Origin of the sequence: Rhizocola hellebori, assembly GCF_016862955.1 — a bacterium.
In the GTDB taxonomy this organism is placed as follows: domain Bacteria; phylum Actinomycetota; class Actinomycetes; order Mycobacteriales; family Micromonosporaceae; genus Rhizocola; species Rhizocola hellebori.
Genome location: NZ_BONY01000001.1, coordinates 307,119 through 327,218, shown reverse-complemented (window position 1 = coordinate 327,218; position 20,100 = coordinate 307,119). Strand labels below are relative to the sequence as shown.

Annotated in this window: 17 protein-coding genes; 6 read left to right on the top strand and 11 right to left on the bottom strand. The window is 66.7% G+C overall.

Features of this window, described 5'->3' with window-relative positions; translation table 11 throughout:
• Positions 1–23: 23 nt before the first annotated feature.
• A complete protein-coding gene (locus Rhe02_RS01435; RefSeq protein WP_239123223.1) occupies positions 24–548 on the bottom strand; it encodes a YfbM family protein in 525 nt (174 codons plus the stop codon).
• A 442-nt stretch (positions 549–990) separates the two neighbouring features.
• Between Rhe02_RS01435 and Rhe02_RS01430 the strand changes: the two genes are divergently transcribed.
• From Rhe02_RS01430 to Rhe02_RS01420, 3 genes are all read left to right on the top strand, one after another.
• On the top strand, positions 991–1,413 hold the full coding sequence (locus Rhe02_RS01430; RefSeq protein ID WP_203906136.1) for a hypothetical protein: 423 nt from the start codon (positions 991–993) through the stop codon (positions 1,411–1,413).
• 30 nt (positions 1,414–1,443) lie between these two features.
• Positions 1,444–2,370 (top strand): ADP-ribosylglycohydrolase family protein, encoded by a 927-nt coding sequence (locus Rhe02_RS01425; RefSeq protein WP_239123191.1) that lies wholly within the window; start codon positions 1,444–1,446, stop codon positions 2,368–2,370.
• Between the two features lie 237 nt (positions 2,371–2,607).
• The gene (locus tag Rhe02_RS01420; RefSeq protein WP_203906135.1) at positions 2,608–2,994 is read left to right on the top strand and encodes an RICIN domain-containing protein; all 387 of its coding nucleotides are present in this window, start codon (positions 2,608–2,610) and stop codon (positions 2,992–2,994) included.
• Between the two features lie 46 nt (positions 2,995–3,040).
• On the opposite strand, the gene Rhe02_RS01415 is transcribed toward Rhe02_RS01420, so the two are convergent.
• The 8 genes from Rhe02_RS01415 to Rhe02_RS01380 all read right to left on the bottom strand — a co-directional run bounded on the left by Rhe02_RS01415 (position 3,041) and on the right by Rhe02_RS01380 (position 13,839).
• Positions 3,041–5,374 carry a Hint domain-containing protein gene (locus tag Rhe02_RS01415; protein WP_203906134.1) on the bottom strand — a complete coding sequence of 778 codons (2,334 nt, stop codon included), beginning with the start codon at positions 5,372–5,374 and terminating at the stop codon, positions 3,041–3,043.
• Positions 5,375–5,439: 65 nt separating this feature from the next.
• Positions 5,440–9,369 (bottom strand): hypothetical protein, encoded by a 3,930-nt coding sequence (locus Rhe02_RS01410; RefSeq protein WP_203906133.1) that lies wholly within the window; start codon positions 9,367–9,369, stop codon positions 5,440–5,442.
• Between the two features lie 277 nt (positions 9,370–9,646).
• The gene (locus Rhe02_RS01405) at positions 9,647–11,320 is read right to left on the bottom strand and encodes a hypothetical protein (RefSeq protein ID WP_203906132.1); all 1,674 of its coding nucleotides are present in this window, start codon (positions 11,318–11,320) and stop codon (positions 9,647–9,649) included.
• Entirely contained in the window at positions 11,317–11,832 is a 516-nt protein-coding gene (locus Rhe02_RS01400) for a hypothetical protein (RefSeq protein WP_203906131.1), read from the bottom strand. Before Rhe02_RS01400 ends, Rhe02_RS01405 begins: the two co-directional genes overlap by 4 nt.
• Before the next feature lie 131 nt (positions 11,833–11,963).
• Entirely contained in the window at positions 11,964–12,260 is a 297-nt protein-coding gene (locus tag Rhe02_RS01395; protein ID WP_203906130.1) for a DUF4287 domain-containing protein, read from the bottom strand.
• Positions 12,261–12,377: 117 nt separating this feature from the next.
• Positions 12,378–12,527, bottom strand: coding sequence for a hypothetical protein (locus tag Rhe02_RS01390; protein ID WP_203906129.1), 150 nt, complete (start codon positions 12,525–12,527; stop codon positions 12,378–12,380).
• Positions 12,528–12,613: 86 nt separating this feature from the next.
• A complete protein-coding gene (locus Rhe02_RS01385) occupies positions 12,614–13,141 on the bottom strand; it encodes a hypothetical protein (RefSeq protein ID WP_203906128.1) in 528 nt (175 codons plus the stop codon).
• Between the two features lie 29 nt (positions 13,142–13,170).
• The gene (locus tag Rhe02_RS01380; protein ID WP_203906127.1) at positions 13,171–13,839 is read right to left on the bottom strand and encodes a hypothetical protein; all 669 of its coding nucleotides are present in this window, start codon (positions 13,837–13,839) and stop codon (positions 13,171–13,173) included.
• A gap of 75 nt (positions 13,840–13,914) precedes the next feature.
• Here Rhe02_RS01380 and Rhe02_RS01375 point away from each other — a divergent pair, with 75 nt between their 5' ends.
• Positions 13,915–15,090, top strand: a complete 1,176-nt coding sequence (locus Rhe02_RS01375; protein ID WP_203906126.1) for a toll/interleukin-1 receptor domain-containing protein — start codon at positions 13,915–13,917, stop codon at positions 15,088–15,090.
• A gap of 38 nt (positions 15,091–15,128) precedes the next feature.
• Positions 15,129–15,965: an SDR family oxidoreductase gene (locus tag Rhe02_RS01370; RefSeq protein WP_203906125.1), complete on the top strand. Its 837-nt coding sequence runs from the start codon at positions 15,129–15,131 to the stop codon at positions 15,963–15,965.
• Here Rhe02_RS01370 and Rhe02_RS01365 read toward each other — a convergent pair.
• Positions 15,955–18,636: an ATP-binding protein gene (locus Rhe02_RS01365; RefSeq protein WP_203906124.1), complete on the bottom strand. Its 2,682-nt coding sequence runs from the start codon at positions 18,634–18,636 to the stop codon at positions 15,955–15,957. The genes Rhe02_RS01370 and Rhe02_RS01365 overlap by 11 nt on opposite strands.
• Before the next feature lie 159 nt (positions 18,637–18,795).
• Here Rhe02_RS01365 and Rhe02_RS01360 point away from each other — a divergent pair, with 159 nt between their 5' ends.
• On the top strand, positions 18,796–19,374 hold the full coding sequence (locus tag Rhe02_RS01360) for a dihydrofolate reductase family protein (protein WP_203906123.1): 579 nt from the start codon (positions 18,796–18,798) through the stop codon (positions 19,372–19,374).
• Here the strand turns inward: Rhe02_RS01360 and Rhe02_RS01355 are convergent.
• Positions 19,356–20,066 (bottom strand): helix-turn-helix domain-containing protein, encoded by a 711-nt coding sequence (locus tag Rhe02_RS01355; protein ID WP_203906122.1) that lies wholly within the window; start codon positions 20,064–20,066, stop codon positions 19,356–19,358. The two genes, Rhe02_RS01360 and Rhe02_RS01355, sit on opposite strands and share 19 nt — an antisense overlap.
• Positions 20,067–20,100: the final 34 nt, after the last annotated feature.

Here is a 20,100-nt window from a genome sequence, read left to right as displayed (position 1 = left end):
CCAGGCATCGAGGCGTTGGGGGGTCAGTCGAGCCAGACGAGCACGCTGTCGCCTGCGTGCGCTGCGGCGGCCAAGAATGTCGGCAAAGGCTCATACCAGTGCTGAACCCATTGCAGCGCTTCGGGTTCGTCCCAGATCATCGGGTACACGCTGGCCGCTGCCAGATCCGCGAGGGCGACGCCGTCGGCGAGCGCGGAGAACGGCAGCGCCGCGAGGCCGGCGGCCGCCTGGGCGACCTCCTGCGCGGTCAGGTAGCGGGCAGGCCCATATCCCCAGTCGGAGTCGTCGCCCAGGGTGTGTTCGCCCATCACCACATCGATCGGAAAACTCGCACGCCGCAGCAGGAAGGCGATCACCTCCCATGCTTTGTGGGTCGTCAGAAAGCGTTGCCGCGCCTCGGCTGGATCACGGCCATCCCACTCGGCGCCCGCATCGTCGGCGAAGTCGATTGCCTCGCGCCAGCTGTTGGCAAATTCGTAGGCCCAATCCGGGTCCTCAAGGGCCAGCCTCAGCTCGGCGCCGGTAACACGCAGGTACTCGCCGTTCATGCTCACGCGCGAGATCGTATCTTTCCTGGCATTAGCTGGCCCGTCAGGTTCCAGGGCAAAAGTAGGCGACGCAACGTGGCATGATTCTGCGATGGCGGATGTGACCAAGGCGGCGGATCGAGGACCGTCTCTGGTGGGGAACTTGGTCTTTGGCGTCATCTTGTTCAGCACGGCCGGGTGTGTCTGGGGGGTTGTGCTGGGCGAGGGTGGTGTCGCTGGTTCGGTGGCCCGTGGAGCGCTCCTAGGTCTTCTCGTGGGGCCGGTGTGGTATGCGGAGGCACGGCGGGCACGGCGGTATCGCGCATCCTTCGATCCGAGTGATCGGTCGCTGCGTCGGCCCGAGCCGCCGGCTCAGGAGTGGCAGTGGGTGCCTGCCCGTCGCTATCGGTTTCCGGTATGGCTGCGAGCTTTCGCGGTGGTATGGGTCTTGGCGATGTCGGCGATGGCAGTTGCTGCCGCAACGGCTGCCGACGCCCAGGGTGTCGTGGTGGTCGGTGGCTGGGTGGTGATGGCGGTTGCTGCCGGTGCCTTCGCCTGGCACCTCCTGTTCACGTTCACCGAAGTTGGCGTTGACGCTCTGGTCGTGCGCAAGCCCCCGCGAAGGCAGACGGTCAAGTGGGCAGAGCTGGCCGAGGTGCAATGGCATCGCGAGTCCCAATACGACGTGCTCGTGTTCCGCGCCGTCGATGGTCGCGAAGTCAAGGCCGCAGGCGTTGTCGTCACCGCTACAGGGCTGGGCGAGCAGCGGATGCTGCGCCTGCGAGACGACGTCAAGAACGCCTGGGCGGCGGGAACCGTGGAGCAGCAACGGCATCGGCTGCTGGCACAGCTGGCCACCGCGCTCAGGTCGCTTCCGATGACGTGACTGGCCGCGTGGCATGGCACTCTGGTGGGCATGCGTGCGACTGGCTCGATGTTCGGCCTGGCCTACGGCGATGCTCTTGGCAAGCCGGTAGAATTCAAGAAGTATCCGGCCATTGTGGCCGCTTTCGGGCCGGGTGGTCCGACCGAGCTGCACAAGAAGGCACAGGTTACCGACGATACGCAGATGGCTCTGGCGGTGGGCTGGGCGCTGCTCAGCGAGGGCGACCTGGTGCAGAATCTCACCACCCATTTCGTCAAGTGGTTGAAGTCGCCGGACAACAACCGGGCTCCGGGAAACACCTGTATGCGGGCATGTTTGAAGCTTGACTACGGGCTGCCGTGGGAGCAGGCGAGCATTCGCGGGTCGAAGGGCTGCGGTGCGAACATGCGGGTGACCCCGGTGGGGCTGGTGAAGACCTATGACGACGACACCACGGCCTATGTCGCTCAGTTGCAGGCAGCGATGACCCATGGGCATCCGACGGCCCTGGCCGCGTCGGAGCTGACGGCGTTCGCGGTGCGGTTTCTGGTGCAGGGCGCAACTCTGCACGAGTTGCCTGGGCTGTTGCTTGAGCGGTGCCGATCGCAGCGCCAGGTGATGCGGGTGGATGGTTTCAGCTCGCCGGCCGGGTGGGACGAGTGCCGAGAAGTGCTGGAAAACTTGCAGGCGGTCTTGTCCACAAAGGACGATGGCGGGGACGTGTGCGCGCGTACGGGCGAGGGGTGGATCGCCGAGGAAGCGCTGGCGACGGCGCTGCACGCGGCGCTTCGGCACCCGGATGACTCGGTGGCGGCGCTGGGGCGGGCATGCGCCACCAACGGCGACTCCGACTCGATCGCCTGCCTGGCCGGAGCTTTCCACGGCGCGGCGTATGGAATGACCGTCTGGCCCGCGGAGTGGAGCAAGCGAATCGAGTACCGTGACCAGCTGGCCAAGCTCGGCGCAGCTTGGGACTAAAGCTCTGAGCTGCGGGTTTCTGCGTGGTTTTCGGTCGGCGTCAGCCAGTGACTCCATAGTTTGCCCCCGACGGCACGACCGTGTCGTATCGCTTCGAAAGGGGGAAACTATGCGCATTCGCCGCAGGATCGCGGCTGTCGCGGCAGTGGGGCTTGTCGCGGTGCTGGGCGTGGCCGCGTCGGCCTCGCCCGCCAGCGCAGCGACCTACTACATCATCCAGAACGAGGGCAGCGGCCTGTGTCTTCAGGCGCCGCCGGAAACGCCTACGGACATGGGGGTGCAGCTGGTTCAGGAACCCTGCGACTGGTTTTCTTCACCCCGGCCCAGCTGTGGATCCTGACCAGCCTCGGCGGCAACGACTACCAGTTTGCCAATGTCTACACCACAGGGTGTTTGGACGCCCATGGACCCAATGCCGACCGGACAGTCGTCGACACCTGGCCGTGCAGCCGGATCAGTAATCAGCGATGGACGGTGACGCCGCACAAGATGGTGTCGGCGGTGGGCGGGCGCTGCCTGGATATTGCGGCCGGTTCGTTGGAGGCGGGTGCACCAGCGCAGATCTACCACTGCACCAATGACAACTGGGCGCAGAAGTTCACTGTGTACTTCGTGACGTTCTGACAAGAATCACGCCAGCACATGGCGGCACATGTGCTGGCGCGAAATTTCAGGCGACCCGGCTGGTGTCGGCAAGCTGGGTCACAGTGGTGGTCGCGGTGCAGTACTGCAGCGCGAAGACGGTCTCGGCGAACCTGTTCCGCACGAAGCGGGCCGCCAGGTGGGCGAGACGGCCGGCGATCGGGTCCGCGGACGGGCCCGCTGCGCGCCCGAGCGCCTCCGCCGCGTAGGCCTCGACGGTCAGCAGCCGCACATCCAGCCACGCCTGCCCGACCACCTTGTCGCCGTCGAGAACCGGCGCCGCGAAAGCCTGGTAGCCGTGGGCGATGTGACCGGGAAGGGCCAGCCGCATCCGGCGATGGGAATGGGGCAAGACGGCGATTTCCAGGTACCACAGCGAATCGTCGGCCGAGGGTGTCCATTCCGGAAAGTAGGCCGGCCGGTCGACCGTGTAGTACCAGCGGTCGGCGGGCGACGACGGTTGCACCGGCAGCAGCCGGGTGAAGCTTGCGTTTTCGTGGCGCAGCACCAGTTCCACCGTCGCGCCGCTGGCCGGTGGGCCGGGCTCGAAAAGCTCGACACTGTAGGGCGTGACCGCGAGGATGTTGGCCACATCCGATTCGGCCAGGTCGAAGGTGCGCCACGGCAGCGCCAGCACCGCTTGGAACTGCGGGCCGAAGCGGGCGGTGAACTGTTCCACGAGCATGCCCATCCGCCGCTGGGGTGCGCCTCCTGGCCCGCGGTTCAGTGAGTCGGCGAACAGCCGCACCGCGCACGCGACCTCCTCCGCCGTGTGCGGCAACTCGGCGACGCCGGCCGCGGTGGTGAGCTTGCGGCCGATGGTCGGCATCATGGTGCGCGCCAATCCGTCGAGCCCGATGCCGAGAACGTCGTCGAAGGACTCGTCGGGCACGTTGGCCAGGGTTTCCAGCACGGTTGGGCCTGCCGCCCGCAACACGTGCAACACCACCGCGGTGGTCTGCGGCGCCACTGCGAACCGGGGAATCTCCGAGCTGACAAGCAATTGCGTGTGCTCGTCCCCGGCGTAGTATTCGCTGCGGCCGTCCGGGCCGACCTCGAGGTAGAGGTCGTAGAGAAGCTCGGGCAACTCGGTGGGCGCGTCGTGGGTGCTGGGCGCGGGGAAGGCGACGTCGCCTTGCTCGGTGTGGCGCACCAGGATCGCCGGGCCGGGCTGGTGCAGCCCGCGCAGGCCGAACTGGCTGAGCGTCGGCACTGTCCGGGCCAGCCCCTGCGGGTCGGCGGCGGCGTAGGTGGCGCCCAGCGGATCGCTCGCCGTGTGCACCAGGAACGGATGCGTGGCGGCGAAGGCGAAGCCGAGCCCGTCGAACTGCACGAGAGTACGCTGCCCGCGCAGCGGCGCTGACCGCAGGATCACCGATCGGGAACCCTGCGGCGTGAGCACGCTTTCGCCGGCCTCGATGTCTTGAATCTGCTTGAGGGTGCGGTCCGCCATCACCACGCGGGTGCCGGGGGCGAGGCATGAGCTGGCGGGCACCTGCCGATATCCGTTGCCCGGCTGGGTGAGGGCGGTGAACTCGAACGAGTTGTCCTCGGCCATGCAGCTGGGGGATCGGGCACCGGGATACCTGGTGCACTTGGTGGCCACGATGGGGCCGTTGGCGTCGGCCATGTCGGCGCCGCTGAAGCCGGCGTTCAGCCACGGTGCCTGCAGGTGCCACGATCCCGGGCGCAAAGACGGCGGGACAGGCAAACCAAGCGACATCATGGTGGTGATCGCGGCGTCGATCTCGGCTATGGACGCCCCGACCGCGGTGAGCTTGATCCAATGGTGGTAAAGCTCCCAGTCGCGGTCGGGCCAGGATCCGGTGGAATCCTGCACCAGTTTGGCGTTGACCCAGCTGGCCGAGGTCAGCCCGGCCAGGTAATGCTGCCGGGCCAAGGCGCGGGAGGCCTCGTCGGGAAAGGCGGCCAACGCGTTTTTGATCGGCGTGTCAGCGTACCGGGCAAGATATGCGTAATAACGGAAAGAGTTCTGGCGGATCGCGGTGGTTAAGCCATTGATCGTGTCATTTATCTTTCCGGTCAGCAGTTGCGGCCGCAGCGTGCTGGCGACCGCCGCCATCTGCTGGCACAGCATGGCCACCGACAGGGCGGCGAAGAAGCCACCGTCCAAACCGGTCAGTGGGGTGATCGTTGACTCGTAGGGGCTTTCGCCCGCGTTGGGGAAGAAGATGGCGCGAAACTCCGGCCCTGTCCCGATCAGCTGGGAGTAGTTGCCGGGTGTGCAGCGTTTCGTATGCAACACAAGAATTTCGCGGGTCAGGTCGGCCAGCCGGTTACCGCCCTGAGCCGGCAGCGCGGCGGCCAGAACCTCGACCTCGCGCGGATTGAAGACAGTCATGCGCGTCGCTCCTCGCGATAGATGGTGGGTCCCCGCCCGATGGCGGGGACCCGTGGCGGTGCCGATCAGGCGAAGAACAGCTCCTCCTGGGGAGGCTTCACCTCAAGGCTGAACGAGGTCTGCACCGAGTCGAGATCGTTGCTGACCTTCACCGTGTAGGTCTGCTTCGGCGCGGGCGGGACGTTATAGCCCTCACGCATCTTCAGCGTGCCGTCCTCGGTGTTGAACTCCAGCCCGTCCGGCAGTGCCGGGCTGATGCTCCACTTGCGAGGCAGGCTGCCCGGCACGTGCAGGGCCGGGGTGGTGCGCTCGTCGTGGGCGATGGTTAGCCAGGAGACGTCGCTCATGCTCAGCTCGGCCGGCTTGGTGGGGACCATCTCCAGCTGGAGACCGGTGGCGAGCATCGGGTTGTCGGTCAGCGTCCAGCCGCCCGCCGAATCGGTGGCGAGGAATCTGATGGATTTCATCTTGTCGGCCCAGTAGGCGTTGTAGAGCACGAACGGCGCCGCCTTGAGTTCGTCGACGCCGTTGGCCGCGCGCTCGTAGACGCCGTTACCCGTCGGCACCGCGTACCACTGCAGCTTCGGATCCAGCGGCGGGTTGGTGCTGTCGAAGTTGACGGACGTGACCGCGCCATCAGCGTTGCTGGCAAGGGTTTGCAGCACCTGCTTGCCCGCGGTGTTGACGATCGGCGCGCCGATGAGCGCCCGGCCCTGCTCGTCGGTGTCGATGTAGAACGCGGTGTGCCCGGTGGAGTCGAACGTCCCCTGGGTGACCCGGCCGTCCGAGCCGATGGTGAGGGCCTTGGCCCGGTTGCCCAACGGAAACACGGCGATGCCGGAGCGCTGCGGCTGCGAGATCGGCATGTAGAGCCGGAACGACTCGATAGCCACCTTGTACTCCATGTACAGGCCGCCCGCCTGTTCCTTGGCGAACTTCTCTACCGGCGACTGCTGCGGCTGGGTCATCAGGAGGATGAGCAGGACCGCCCCGATGAGCAGGGCGACGAAGCCCACCACCGACACGATCGAGAAGATCGTGGTGACCAGCATGCCGCCGACGGCCAGCGAGGAGCCGGCCAGCATCCAGCCGCCCATTATGGCGACCAGTTCCAGGCAGGAGGCGATCAGGAACATGGCGTGCACCGCCCGTTCCAGCGGCTCACCGCTGTTGTGCAGATCTATCGCGGACATGACGATGCCGAGGATGGCGAACCCGGCGGCAAGTGTCCTTGCCATGAACATCGTGACGTTCTTGCCGAACACCCGCAGCAGGCCGCCCTTTGGCGTCTTGGACAACAGCTGCGCTGTTTCAGCAGTCGCCTGCCGGGCACTCCACCACTGCTTGAAGCTCAGGCGCGAAGCGGGAACCTTCGGCCCGGCCTCCTGGATGAGCCAGCCGCGCAGTCCGCTCGTCGCGGTCTTCTGCGCCTCCGACATGAGCTTGCCGCTGACGAACATCTTGAGGTTCTTGGCGAGGCCAACGTTGGAGTTCCATACCTGGGCCAGCGCCACCACGCGCCGCACCACGGGCAGCAGGGTGACGGCAACGATGTTGGCCCCGGAGGTGATCACAAACGCCTTCTTCTCCGGGGGAAGACTCTCGTAGTCCGCCGACCCGGTGAGGAAGAAGCTCAGCAGGAGACCGGCACAGGCCAGCGCCCCGGCACGCACCACGACCGTAGGAACCCACGACAGCACCCTGGCACAGGTGGTTTCGAAGGTGCTCGCGAGGAACGCCCAAGTGCCCAGGCCGTAACCAACTGCCGCGCTGGTACGCATGATGGCCACCATGCGGGTGACAGTGTCCTCGGAGGCGTGCAGCCGCAGCTGTTCGGCAGCTTCGCGCATGCCCGGGTCGGGGCTGTTGAGGTAGGTGTCGATGAACTTGTCGATGATCAGCTTCACGACGTAGTGGAACTTCTCGATGTCCACGCCGAGATCGATCATCTGCGGCAGGATCGAGCTCAGCTGGAACATCTGCAGCGTATAGGCATACTGCTGCGAGAAGAAGCTGTTCGTGTCGAGCACGTTGAGCAGCGCGACGGTGCGTTGCACGCGCTGGCTGAACTCGGAGCCGTCGAAGTCCACGCCCGACAGCAGAAGAGCCTGCAAGAAGTTGAGGTAGGCGGGCGTCATCGCGTAGGTGTAGAGAGCGAAAGCCCAGTACTGCTTGTGTTTCTTCGCCGCATCGGCGAGCGCCTTGATCTGCTTTTCCATCTCCTCCAGCTGCTCGGGCGTGCCGACGTTGGTGTCGCGTGCCTGCTTGAGCCACTCCTCCGCCTTCGCGTCGATTATTGGCGCGTACTTGTCGGCGTTGTTGCGCTGGTCGAGCAGGAACCACTCCAGGCTGTCGTGCTTCTGTAGATACCTGCGCTGGTAAAGCAATGGGCCCTGGGCGGCCATCACGTCGCTGGCGGAGGTGGTGGTGGACAGCCAGGATTCGGCCCGGATCGTGTTCAGGTTCTTGGCGTAGTCGTCGTCGCTGAATTTGCCGACCGCGGTGGCGGTGTAGGGGACGCTCAGCGAGCCGTACCACGGAATCGGGTCGGTGCCCTTGGTGCCCTTGGTGTGGGCGATGCCGCGCAGCACCGGGTCCAGAGGCGGCGGGCTCGCGCGGAAGAACTTGGTCCGCAGATCCGTGTCCATGTAGTTCTGCAGGATCGTGTAGAAGTCGTCCATCGAACCCTGCTGGACCACGTCGTAGTACTCGCCCTTGGCGTTGGTCGTGAACTGGCTCATCCTGATCAGTTCGGTCAGGTCATGGCCCGCTCCGGCACCCGCGTCGAGCGTGTGCGAGAGCATCGAGCACAGTTCGGCGGAGCCGAGTTTGCCCGCCAGCGAGACGATCCGGTCGGCGTGCACGCGATGCCCGCCTCCCGCGACAGAACCGTCGACGATCTTCGAGCCGTCGTGGGAGAACACGAAGTAGCCCTCGGTGGGCAGGCCCGCCTCGGCCGCTGCCATCTCGGGCAGGCCGGACCAGCGGACCCGGTTGCCGTCGAACTCGGTGTGGGCGGCCGGGGTCAGCCCGGCGTAGAAGGTGCGGTCGTGCACCGCGACAACGCCGATCTCACCGTCGCGGTGCAGGCGGTAAAGGCCACCGATGTGGGCACCGGCCCAGTCGCCGATGCAGCCGTAAACCTTGCCCTTGTATCCGGGCTGGCTCACCACCATGCCGCCGGCGAAGTCGTAGGCGAACTCGGACAGGCGCACCCGCAGCTGGTAGGGGAACAGCTCCGCCCCGACCCCGGTCGGGGTTTTGACACCGGCGTTGAGCCCGTAGTTCAGCGATGAGTCCTGCATCAGGAAACCGTGATAGCTGTACGGTTCCGGCACCCATTTGCGGCCGGTCGCGATGTCGTCGAAGGTGGCGAGGAAGGTGTAGACCTTCTCGTCGCCGATGATTTCCTCACCGTTGATGCCCCAGGTGAAGCCGACCTGGTAACCCTCGCTCCAGTCGGCGTCCTTCCAGCGGCTGCTGTTGGTGTCCCAGGAGATGACGCCCTGGGAGCCGCTGAGGTAGGCGGCGTCCTGGGCCACCTTCATGCGGTAGCGCTGGGGCGGAACCTCGTACTGCACCGAGAACGACTCATCGCCGACCTCGATCGTGCCGTAGGCACGCAGGCGCGAGTGGGTCAGCCGCAGGTTGCCGCGCATCACCGAAGTTCCGTCGGAGGTGGCGAAGTTCAGCTCTTCGAAGGCGGCGTCCCAATGGTGGTTCTCCGACAGCACCGGGTACGGGCCGACGAACAGATGGTCCCGCGATGGGTTGTCCAGGTCGGGGGTGACCAGCGTGAGCGTGCGCGGCACGCGGTCGGTGGCGGTGCCCATGACCGAGTCGGCCTGGGTGAGCACGAAGGTGCGCAGGTGCGGGTAGAGCTTGGCGGCCTGGGCGTCGCGCTGCTTTCTGACCTTGCGCCTGGCCCGGCGCACCTGCGCCGAGTAGTCCTCCGGCGCAGCCTTTTCCACCTCTTGATCAGCATAAGTGATCATAATTCGGATCCCTCTCTTTTGGGCGGTAGCCCGAACGTAGGTAAAGATCGCCGAGACGGGTTGCCGCGGTTCGGCAAACCCTCGCGATCAAGAGCGTCGGACGACTGAGGCGCCCGCGCGAAACCCAGCGTAACGAGGTTCAAATAGATAGTCACTGATGCAAACCTGACCGGTCGCTTTGGTGACAACATGTATCACCAGGCGAACTGCCCAAAATCGAGGGGCCGAATCGGACACCCATCGGCCGTCGCCAGGGTGGCGCGTTGATTACTGCCGGTTACTTCGGTTGCTGGTTGGTGAACCGGAGGAAGGCGCGTTCCTCGGCTTCCGCGCGGAGCCGGTTGGCGGTTTCGGCCAGCAGGCGGGCCTTCTCTTGCGCCTCCTTGGCTTCGGCGTCCACCAGATTCGCCTTCATGGCGCTCTCGGCCGCTTGCGCAGCCGCGCGATCCGCGGCGTCGCGGCGCTTGCCGGACAAGGATTCTGCGCGATCGGCCCGGTCGCGGGCGGCTTGCGTGTCGAGGGTGGCGGCTTCATCTTGGGCCGCGAGGGCTTTCGCCGATGCGCGTTCGGCTTCGACGGTGGCGCGCCGTGCGATCTCGGCCGCCACGTCGGCGCGCCCCTGCGCCCGGGCAGCCTCGTGTTTTCTCCACGCCGCTTCAGCGCGGGCAAGGTTGGCCAGCGCTTGCGCGCGTTCGCCTTCGTGCACGATGCGAGCGGCCTCTGCATAGTCGTGCTCGGCCGGCCTGATCGGGGCTACCACGCCGGTGTCGTCGGGCTGTGGCAGGGGATGGCTGCGCACCCGGGTCGACACCGAGACCGCTTGGAAGCCGGATGTGCCGTCAGCGCGCCGGATGCGCAGCACCTCGCCCTCGCCCGCGGGGAACATGGACAGGTTGCGGATGCGTCCGTCCTTCCACGACACAGGGACGGCGGCGAGAACCTCGTCAAGGCTGGCCCGCGCCTGCACCACATCGGGTTCCAGGGCCAGGCGTGGGCAGAGGTGACCGGCCAGGGCCTGAGCGAGCTTGGGGTTCTCGCGCAACAGATCGCTGCCGGCGGGCAGGGCGCAGATCGCGTAGACGAATTTGTTGTCGCCGCTGGGCGAATCGTTGACGCTGAAGAACAATCCAGTGCTCAGCAGCTCATAGAACCCGGTCGAACGCAGCGCGTGCACATCGACACCGACGAGGTGCGCTTCGATGGCCCAGTCCGGGTCGGCAAGCTCATCGAGCAGAACGTCCACGAGGTTTGTGTCGGCCGGGTGGCACTGCAGATTCCGTACCGCTTGCAGGACACGAGGGCGGCGTAGCAGGTCGTCGAAGTTCAGGCCGCTTTGGCGGGCGTGCGCGGTGAACGTGGTCAGCGCCAACAGGTGCTCGCCGAGGCGGGCCTGCCTCACATCGTCGAGGCGGATGCGGCCAAGGCTCTCCTCCGCCGGCTCGGCGGCCTGCGGTTTGTCCAAAGCGGACAGTCTGAGCCGATTCAGGGTTTCCCGGAACGGGATGTCGAAGATGTGCGACAGCACATCGGTTTCCGCGCGCAACAGCCGAGCAGTGGTGACGACGCGTTTTTCCTCTGAGGCGCGGGTACGGATGCGCAACTCGGCCAGCTGCCGCAGACCGAGCTGGCCGGGCGGCTCGGCAAGGTAGCTCTCGAGCTCAGCGAGGTCGTCGCGCTCGAGCTCGACCAGGCTCACCGGCCCCTGAATCTCGTAGACGGGCAAGCCCTGGACCAACCGGATCCACTCCAGCGGCGAATAGGTCGACGCCAATGCGAGCAGATCCAGCTCCTCCCATGGTTCGGACAGCCACAACTCGCACACGCGCAGATCGGCGCGGTCATCGGGGGTGACGGTGCGCTGCAGCACCAGCCGGCCCGACAGCGGGCGCGCCGAGGGCCACCAGGAGAGCCGAACCAGTACCGCGGCCGCGATCAAGTTGTCCCTTCTCAATCGGCACCGCTCGCGCAGACGAAGGGTTCCACCGTCACGACCGGCTCGCGTTCCCGCAACGCGGCCAGCACGTGCAGGATCTGCCTGAGCTGGCGGCCCTGGTGCCGTTCGGCCTGGTCGAGCTGGGCGATCGCCTGGTGGAGCTGATCGGTGACCTCGGTCAGCTCGCCGAGCCGCACGTCCGCCTCGACCAGCCAGGGCGCGGTTTGCACGAGCGCATCGTCGAGCCGCTGCCCCAGCTCTTGCAGGTTGAGGTAGATGGACTCGGTTTCGCGCTGGCGGTGGTGCAGGATGAGCTCAAGATCTAATATTCGCGCGTCGAAATTTTCCAAAGCTTCACTGGTATTCGACTGCAGCCTGCGGCCGGAGAGCCAAGTCAGGCCCGCGACGGCCACGGCGATCGCGCCGAGAAGCAGGGCCAGCCAGATCGAGTCGGAGGAGCCAGGGCTTGACCAGGCCGTTTCCGTGGCCGGGTGGTGAGCGGGGAAGAGCACCCCGGATTTTATCGACATAGCAACTTGATCGGTCAATCCCACCTTGGGGTGGTCTACTTCAGATAGTGCAGAAAATGTCCGAGAGCGAAGGTCGCCATGATCATCGGCCGGCCGAGGTTGGGGGCGGCGGGCATGCCGCCGCCCGCTCACTACGCGGCTGCGGGCCGGTTGTCCTTGCCATCCAGCCAAAGGGTGTCGGATTCGTCGCCATGCGCGCCGGCCTTGCCGACGTGCTTCGCGCTGATCTTCGGGCCGTTCTTGATCACGTGCACCAGGGCCATCGCATGGCCGCGCCCGAGGCCGTAGTCCTCTTTGAGCCACTCGACAATCGCGCCCGCTTTGGTGTCGGGCTGGTCGAACCCGTGCTGCTTGGCGAGCGCGAGGAACTGGCGCGGGGTGAGCCCGGTCTTGAGCTCAATATTGTCGAGGTATGCCTGAAATGACATGATCTTGCCTTTCCTGGTACGCGGCACCGCTAACTTCGGTCAGCAGGTTAGACCAAGCAACGGAACAGAAATCATCGCGGCCCGCGTGGAATTTTCAGATCAGGTCATCAGGCGACGCTAGCGTGAACTTTGCGTGGAGCCTTGCTTCGGAGGCTTGGTGGGGGTGCCGCCGGATGCCTGCGCGGGTGCGCCCGCGGCGAGCAGCACGATTCCGACCGCGGCGGCCGTCACCGCGGCGAGGCCGAGCCGTCGTGAAGATTGAGACATCTGAACTCCCATCGTCGTTTCAGCGACTCTCGCCGTTGGCCTGCGGCAAGTCAAGGGCCGCTGTCCCACCGTCCAATGCCGACTGTCTAATTGCGCGAGTTGCGGGTCGACTTGGTGGCCTCACGGAGGCATTGCGCGATGCCAATGGCCACAACCACGGTGAGTTCGGGACGCAACGCCTCAAACGCATAGGCGTCCGGATGGAACGAGAAAACACCCGTGGTGGGCGTGATCCGGGCAACCTCACCGGCGGCGCCGGTGAAGGCGAACTTACGTTCGCTGAAGGTGGCTTTCTTGACGCCTATTTCGGTGCCGCCGGGCAGGCTGAGGGTGGCCGTGCCGGAGGGCCACATCAGACTCAGCTTGAGTGCGGCCAAGCTCGTGCCACGCGGGTCGCGGAGGGCCATCTTGCGCCCGGTCATGCTCTCGGACCCGCCGGAGGCGACCTCCCGGCCGAACGGGTCGAGGACCTCGAACTTGCCGCGCATGCTCAACGCGTGCCAGCGGATCTGGGCGACCACTCGGCCGTCCGGAGTGTGCACGGGCGACACGCCGGTAGGGAACGCCTTGTCAGGCAGCAAGATCGTACCGGTGAATGGTGCATGGAGATTCATGGCTTGATAGTGGCATGGCGGGCCGGCGCTCAGTTGTAGACCTCGTCCAGGACGTCCTGATCGAGGATCTCCTGCGCCATGATGGCCAGCAGCAGGGGACCGAAAGCCAGATCCCGCGCGCGGGTCACCTCCCGGGCCACGCAGTCGCCGTGTGAGACGAAGTAGAGCGCGGGCTCGCCGCGCGAATTCGTCTTGACCGGATGCCAGATGAGCCAGTTCTGCCCATAGTCCATTGGGGACACGACGTCGTCGACGGTGAGCCCGGCCGCGTCGAGCTCGTCGAGGAAGTCCTTGTTTTCCTGGGCCGCTTCGGTAAGCGCCTCCGCCTCCCAGCCGCCACCGCCCAGGAAACAGCCGTCGTCGAAGCCGCTGAAGCCGAAGCCACCCCCGCCGAGGCTCTCCCAGCCGATGCCGTTGTGCACGCGGGCGACCTCGGCCACGGACGCGGGCGCATCGCTGGTATCGCCGAAATATGGCGATTCAAGGCTGACCACACACTCGTCGTCGAACTGTTCGTATCCGAAGACCAGTTCCAGCCGCTGCTCTTCTATCCGCACGTCGATGAGCTTTTCCAGCAGGGCGGACAATCGGCCCTCGGACTCCGGCGAATCCACCAGGAAGGCCAGATGCCGGGTGAGCGCACCGGCGCGATCGTCGCTGTCGATGAGCCGTTGCCAGGCGGCCAGATATTCAGACATGGGCCATATCTTGCCCGACCGGGTGCTTGTTATCGCCAGCTAGGCTGGGCAGCATAGGTGACTTAGGTGTGCGGTGTGGGAGGCTCGATGGCCGGGCACGTGTTCATCAGCTACAGCCGCGCGGATCAGGCCTATGTCGACCGGCTCGCCGACCACTTCCGCGGGTGCGGGCTGCCGATCTGGTTCGACTCCGCGATCGCGACCGGTGAGAACTTCGGGCCGAGGATCCAGCAGGCGATCGACGACTGCGCGGCTTTCGTCGTTGTCCTGACGCCAGATTCGGCGGGTAGCGTTTGGGTTCGCCGGGAGATCAGCCGGGCGGCCCGGCTGCGCAAGCCGATGCGCCCGCTTCTGCTGCGCTCGTGTGACCTGCCCATCGAGCTGGACGGCATGCACCACGAGGACGTCACGGGGGCGCAGCTGCCTTCGGGCCGGTTCACCGACGAGCTGCGGGCCACCGTGGCCGCGGCAGGTCTTGCCATGCCGGTCCCAGCGGCCCGGGCGGCCTGGAATCGGCGGAGGGCGTCATTGCTCATCGCCGGCTCGCTCGTGGTATCGCTGATGATCGTGGTGGGAGTCTTCTTTGTGAAGCAGCGCAAGGAAGTCACGCTGCCGCGCATCCTGGCGACATCTGTTTCGCCGAGCTCCGGCCCGGAGACGCCGCTGCCTTCCCCATCGCTTTCCGCGTCGCCTTCGTATTCGCCGAGTCACTCGCCGTCTCCGAAGCGGATCCTGAAACTGGACCGGACGAGCCCTGGATGCGACGAGGATGCACCCGAGGTGATCTGGACCCTGGTCGGGGCGGCCAAAACATGCGACGAGGGTGGGACCACGCTGACGAAGCTGCGCTCGTGGGGCGAACCGCCCGGCCTCGGCTTCGCTGAGCTGCGATTCGCGGTGAAGGGGCAGACGTTTCCCCGCAACTACACGATCGGATTCACCGTCTCCGACCTTTCCGATCCGGTGGTAGGGGCCAACAACGGTGGATGCGCTTCCGTCTTCGTCCACACCACGGCGGACGGGAAGACCTTCGAGCAGCTGGACATCTGCGGCTCCGGTCTGAACGCGATCGTGCGGTATGTCGATCTCGCGGATGTGGGACGCCAGACCGAAAGCAATGCCGAAGGCGACACGAACGAGATCGCCTCGCCCGTGGTCAACACCACCACGGCCTTCGTCAGCCTGGTCATGGCGTGGCGCAACACCGGTGCCCGGGCCACCTTCTCGGATTTCCACTACACGGCAGGCTGAAGTCGCGAACCGGGGGGATGTTGGTTAGGGTCGTTGGCGTGCAGACGATTCTGATCACGGGTGCGACCAGCGGGATAGGCCTGGAGGCCAGTGTCGCGCTGGCCCGCGATGGGGCTCGGGTGGTGCTGGCCGGGCGGGATCCCGCGAAGACGGCGGCCACGGTTGATCAGGTTCGCAAGCGCGCGGGCGTGGAGGCCGTCGACTCGGTGCTTGGCGACTTCGCGTCGCAGGCGTCGATCCGGCAGATGGCAAATGACGTGCTCGCGCGCTACGACCGGCTCGATGTGCTGGTCAACAACGCCGGTGCGGTGAATGCCTCCCGCACGGTGACCGCGGACGGCATCGAGGCGACGTTCGCGGTGAACCATCTGGGCCCGTTCCTGTTCACCAACCTGCTGCTCGATCTGCTGAAAAGCAGCGCGCCCGCGCGGATAGTGAACGTGTCGTCGGGAGCGCACTACATGGCGACGCTGGACTTCGACGACCTCGGCTACGAGCGGGGCGGCTATAGGATCATGCGGGCCTACGCCCGGTCGAAGCTGGGCAACGTGTTGTTCACCCGCAGCCTGGCCAGCCGGCTGGAAGGCACCGGGGTCACCGCCAACGCGCTGCATCCCGGCGGCGTGGCCACCAACATCTGGTCGGGCGCGCCGAGGGCGGCCAAACCGTTGCTGGCGCTGTACAAGCGGTTCGGAATGATCTCGCCGGAGAAGGGCGCCGAGACGATCACCTACCTGGCCGTCAGCCCGCAGGTCGAGGGAAAGACCGGTCTGTACTTCGAGAAGAATCAGGCCAAGGAGCCGTCGAAACTGGCGCAGGATGATGCCGTGGCCCAACAACTATGGGACGAAAGCGCGCGCCTGGTCAGGCTCTAGCCCGACGGCGTGCATCAATTTCCGCGAGGTTGGCGCGGATGCTGGCGACGTTGGTTTCCTCGGTGTGCTCAGTGCCAAGGCGGGCCAGGATGTCCAGCGCGCACTGCCAGTGGTGACGGGCTTGGTCGTGCTCATCGAGGGCCCGGTAGGCGTGAGCCAGGCCGTCGTGTGCGCGCGATTGGTCGGTGGGCTGGGCCAGATTGGTGGCGAGCTGCAACGCCTGCTGGTGGTGGGTCAGCGCGAGCTCGTGCTGGCCGGTGAGGTGACGCAGGCGGCCGAGTCCTTGCAGGGCTTCGAATTGCCAGTTGCTGTTGTCCAGGTCGCGGGCGCGGTCGAGCGTCTGCTGGTAGTGCCGGGCGGCTTCGCCGTGGTGGCCAAGCATCCGGTGCAGGGTGCCGAGGGCGTTGAGTGTCTGCAGCTCGCCGAGGGTGTCACGAAGGTCCTGGGCGATCTGCAAAGCCTGCCGGTAGTGGACGCTGGCCTGCTCATAACTGCCGGTCATCCGATGGACCATGCCGAGGCCGGTGAGGGCCTGCCGTTCACCGGCACGGTCACCGAGGTCCCTGGCGATCTGTAGTGCCCGCCCGTGATGGTCGCCGGCCTCCTCATAGCGGCCCATCATGATGCAGACGTGGCCGAGGCCGGTCAGCGCCTGCCGCTCACCTGACCGGTCACCGATGCCGCTGGCGATCTGCAAAGCCATTTCGTAGTGGTCGCAGGACCGTTCGTGGTGACCCAGCATGATGCAGACGTGGCCGAGCCCGTCGTGCGCGATCCTTTCGCCGACCCGGTCACCGATCTCCTGGGCGATCCGCAGGGCCTGCTCGAGATGGTCGCCGGCTTTGTCATGGTGGCCAAGCATTCTCTGCACGATGCCCAGACCGTGGTGTGCATCGATCTCAGCCCGGTGGTTGCCCAGTTTGCGGGCGAGGTCGAGGGCGTGCTGGTGCAGTGTCTGCATCTCCCGGTAGCGGCCCCGGGTCTGCAGATGCTGGCCGAGCGTGGCCGAAAGGTGCCAGAGGTGTTCGGGCCAGCCATGCTGCGCGGCGAGCAGGGCGGCGGCGAGCAGGTTGGGCAGCTCGGCGTCCAGCCACGACTCGGCCCGCTTGCGTTCGCCTAGGTCAGGACCGGGCGTGGGGGCTGGCGGGACCGTGGGGCGACGCTGCCGTTCGTGGGGATGAGCCACCGCCATCGCCATGGCCGCGGTGTGCCGGTAGTGGTCCAGCAGGCGGGTCACGGCCGCGCGCCGCTGCGCCGGGGTTTCCTCGCCAACGGCGATGCCGGCCGCGTGGGCGCGGACCAGATCATGAAACTGGAATCGGCCCGGGCTGGACTCCTCCAATATGTGGTCGTTGACCAGACGGTCCAGCAGCTGTCTCGCCTCATCGGGCGGGCCCGCGGTCAGCGCCGCCGTCGCGTAGGGGTCGACGTCCGGACCGGGATGCAGGCCCAGCAAGCGATACAGCCGCTGCGCGGGCGCGCTCAGATGTTGGTAGGACAGGTGCAGCGTGGTGTGCACGCTGCGCTGCCCATCATCAAGCGCTTCCAGCCCGGTGATGGCTTGTAGCCGTACCAGCAAATCTTGCACTGTCCACACCCGACGGTGCTTGAGCCTGGCGGCGGCTATCCGCACCGCCAAGGGCAACCGGCCGCACAGCTGCACCACCTGCCGCACCTGCCTCGTCTGCGCAGCCAGCTCCGGCCGATCGGCGGCTCGCACGAAGAGGTCGACCGCGTCGGCTTGCGGCAGCGTGTCCAGCGACACCGCGTGCGTGGTTTCCAAGCCGGTCAAGCGACGGCGGCTGGTCACCAGGACCAGACATCCGGCCGCGCCTGGAAGCAGCGGCTGCACCTGGGCTTCGGTGGCGGCGTTGTCCAGCACCACCAGCATCCGCCGGCCGGCCAGCATGCTGCGCCACAGCGCGGCGCGCTCGTCCACCTCGGACGGTATCCGCTCGCCGGGCACTCCGACATCGCGCAGCAGGCGATCCAGTGCCTGCGCCGGCTGCACCGGCGACATCCCCGCGGTGAACCCGCGCAGATCGACGAACAGCTGCCCGTCGGGGAACCGTTGCGCCAGGCGGTGCCCGGCGTGCACGGCCAACGCGGTCTTGCCGATGCCGGCCATCCCCGCCACCGCGAAGATCACCACAGTCCCGGCCTCCAGCGGCCGGGCGGCCAGCTCGGACAGCGCCGCCAGCTCGGCCGCGCGGCCGACAAAGTGAGGCGGCACCGCGGGCAGCTGACGTGGCACCATCGGCGCACCGCCGCCTGCCTTGTCCCGTGCTTTGTCACCCGACGCCGGCTCAGCGGCGTGTTCGCTTCGGCGTAGCTCGTCGACGCGGTCCCGCGCGGTCGCCACCGCGCCCAGCTCTGCCGCGGAGGCGCCAAGCACCCTGAGCAGACCGTCGAGCCGATCGGTCGGCGGCAGGGTGCGGCCGGTCAGGTACTCCGCGATCGCCGCGTGCGACCAGCCGGTCTGGGCCGCCAGCTCCCGATAGCTCAGCTCGCTGTCGCGGCGACGGCGCGCATGCCTGCGCCGCAGCGCCCGCAACAACTGCGCCAGCTCCTGCACCGATTGCACGCGGGCAGACTCCTGCACCAGCGCATCGAGGCGATCGGGCCCGAGCCCCCGATCGCCACTGGTGTTTGCGGACCCCCCGTCCGTCATACGGCGCACGATAATTGCCGCCTGCGGTGATCGGTAGCGGTCTGTCAAAGTTCGGCCAGGTCTGGCGGGCCGCTGTCGTTTTCGTCCAAGACGGCCCCGGTGGCCGCTTTGTAGCGTGGGCGCTGGAGTGTGGATGCTGGCGTTTGAGGAGAACAGCACATGCGTGAAGTGGTTTATACGGGGTTCGTTTCGCTCGACGGCGTGCTGGATTCGCCGGGTGGTGGGCCCGGTGAGGAACATCGCGGCGCCGGCTGGGTGGTCAAGGACATCGAGTTCTTGCCCGAGGCGTTCGCGCTCAAGGGCGAGGAGCTCGCGGACACGACGGCGCTGATGTTCGGCCGGCGTAGCTATGAGGCCTTCGCGCCGCTGTGGCGCGACTCGGAGGATCACGCCGTGTACAAGGAGCTGCCCAAGTACGTGGTCTCGAGCACCCTGCCCGACGACGCGATCGTGCCGGGCTGGGGGCCGACGACGATCCTGCGTTCCACAGACGACGTTGCGGCGCTGAAGAAAAGCGAGGGTGGCGCGATCTTCGTGCATGGCAGCGCGGAGCTGGCGCGGCGTCTGTCCGAGGCGCGGCTGCTCGACCGGTACCACCTTCTGGTTTTCCCGGTGCTGCTCGGCGCGGGCAAGGGCCTGTTCAGCAGGGCGGACACGGACAAGCAGGTGTTGCGGCTGCGCGCGTCGGAGAGCTACCCGAACGGCATCGTCAAACTGATCTACGACGTCGTGAACTGATCCAGGTCCAGAGCGATCGCTCCGCCCGTGCCCTCGCGCAGTTGCCGCGCCGTGCGGCCGACATAGCGGCGCAGGGCACGGGCCAGATGCGGCTCGTCGAAAAATTCGAGCCCGCAGACCACATCGGCGACGGGCACGCCCGTGGCCAGAAGCGTGGACGCGTGACGTGCGCGCTCGATCTGCCTTACCGCACTTTGGGTGAGCCCGGTCGCCGCGCGGAACCTGCGCTCCACTGTGCGCTCCGAGACCACCGGTTGGCGTCCTTGCCGCACATCGGTCACCAGCGGGTCCCGGACCACGGCTCCACCTCGGACAAGGCGGTCGACCAGAGCCTCCGCGTCGTCGGGGCCGGGCGTCTCCCAGCGCCGGCCGCCCAGCCGAAAACTCCTGTGTGTGGCGTCGGGCAGCTCGACGCCACGGTCGACCAGGACCGGTGTGGGCGCCGCCGCAAGCCAAGTGCCCACGGCGAATTCGATGCCGACGAAGGTCGCGCCCTGCGGCACGGGAGCTTTACCGGTCGCGGTCTCGGGGCCGGAGATGCTCGCGTGCGCGATGCCCTCCTGCTGCCAGAACACCAGCCCCCAGCACGGTGTCGCTACCGAAGTCATCTCGGCGACCTGTTCGCTCGTGCAGGTCCACACGGTGTCGACCCATGGCGAGTCGGACGCGCGCGTCTCGAATCGCAGCCCCACGGGCGAAATGATACGTGCCACATCGGCGAGCCGG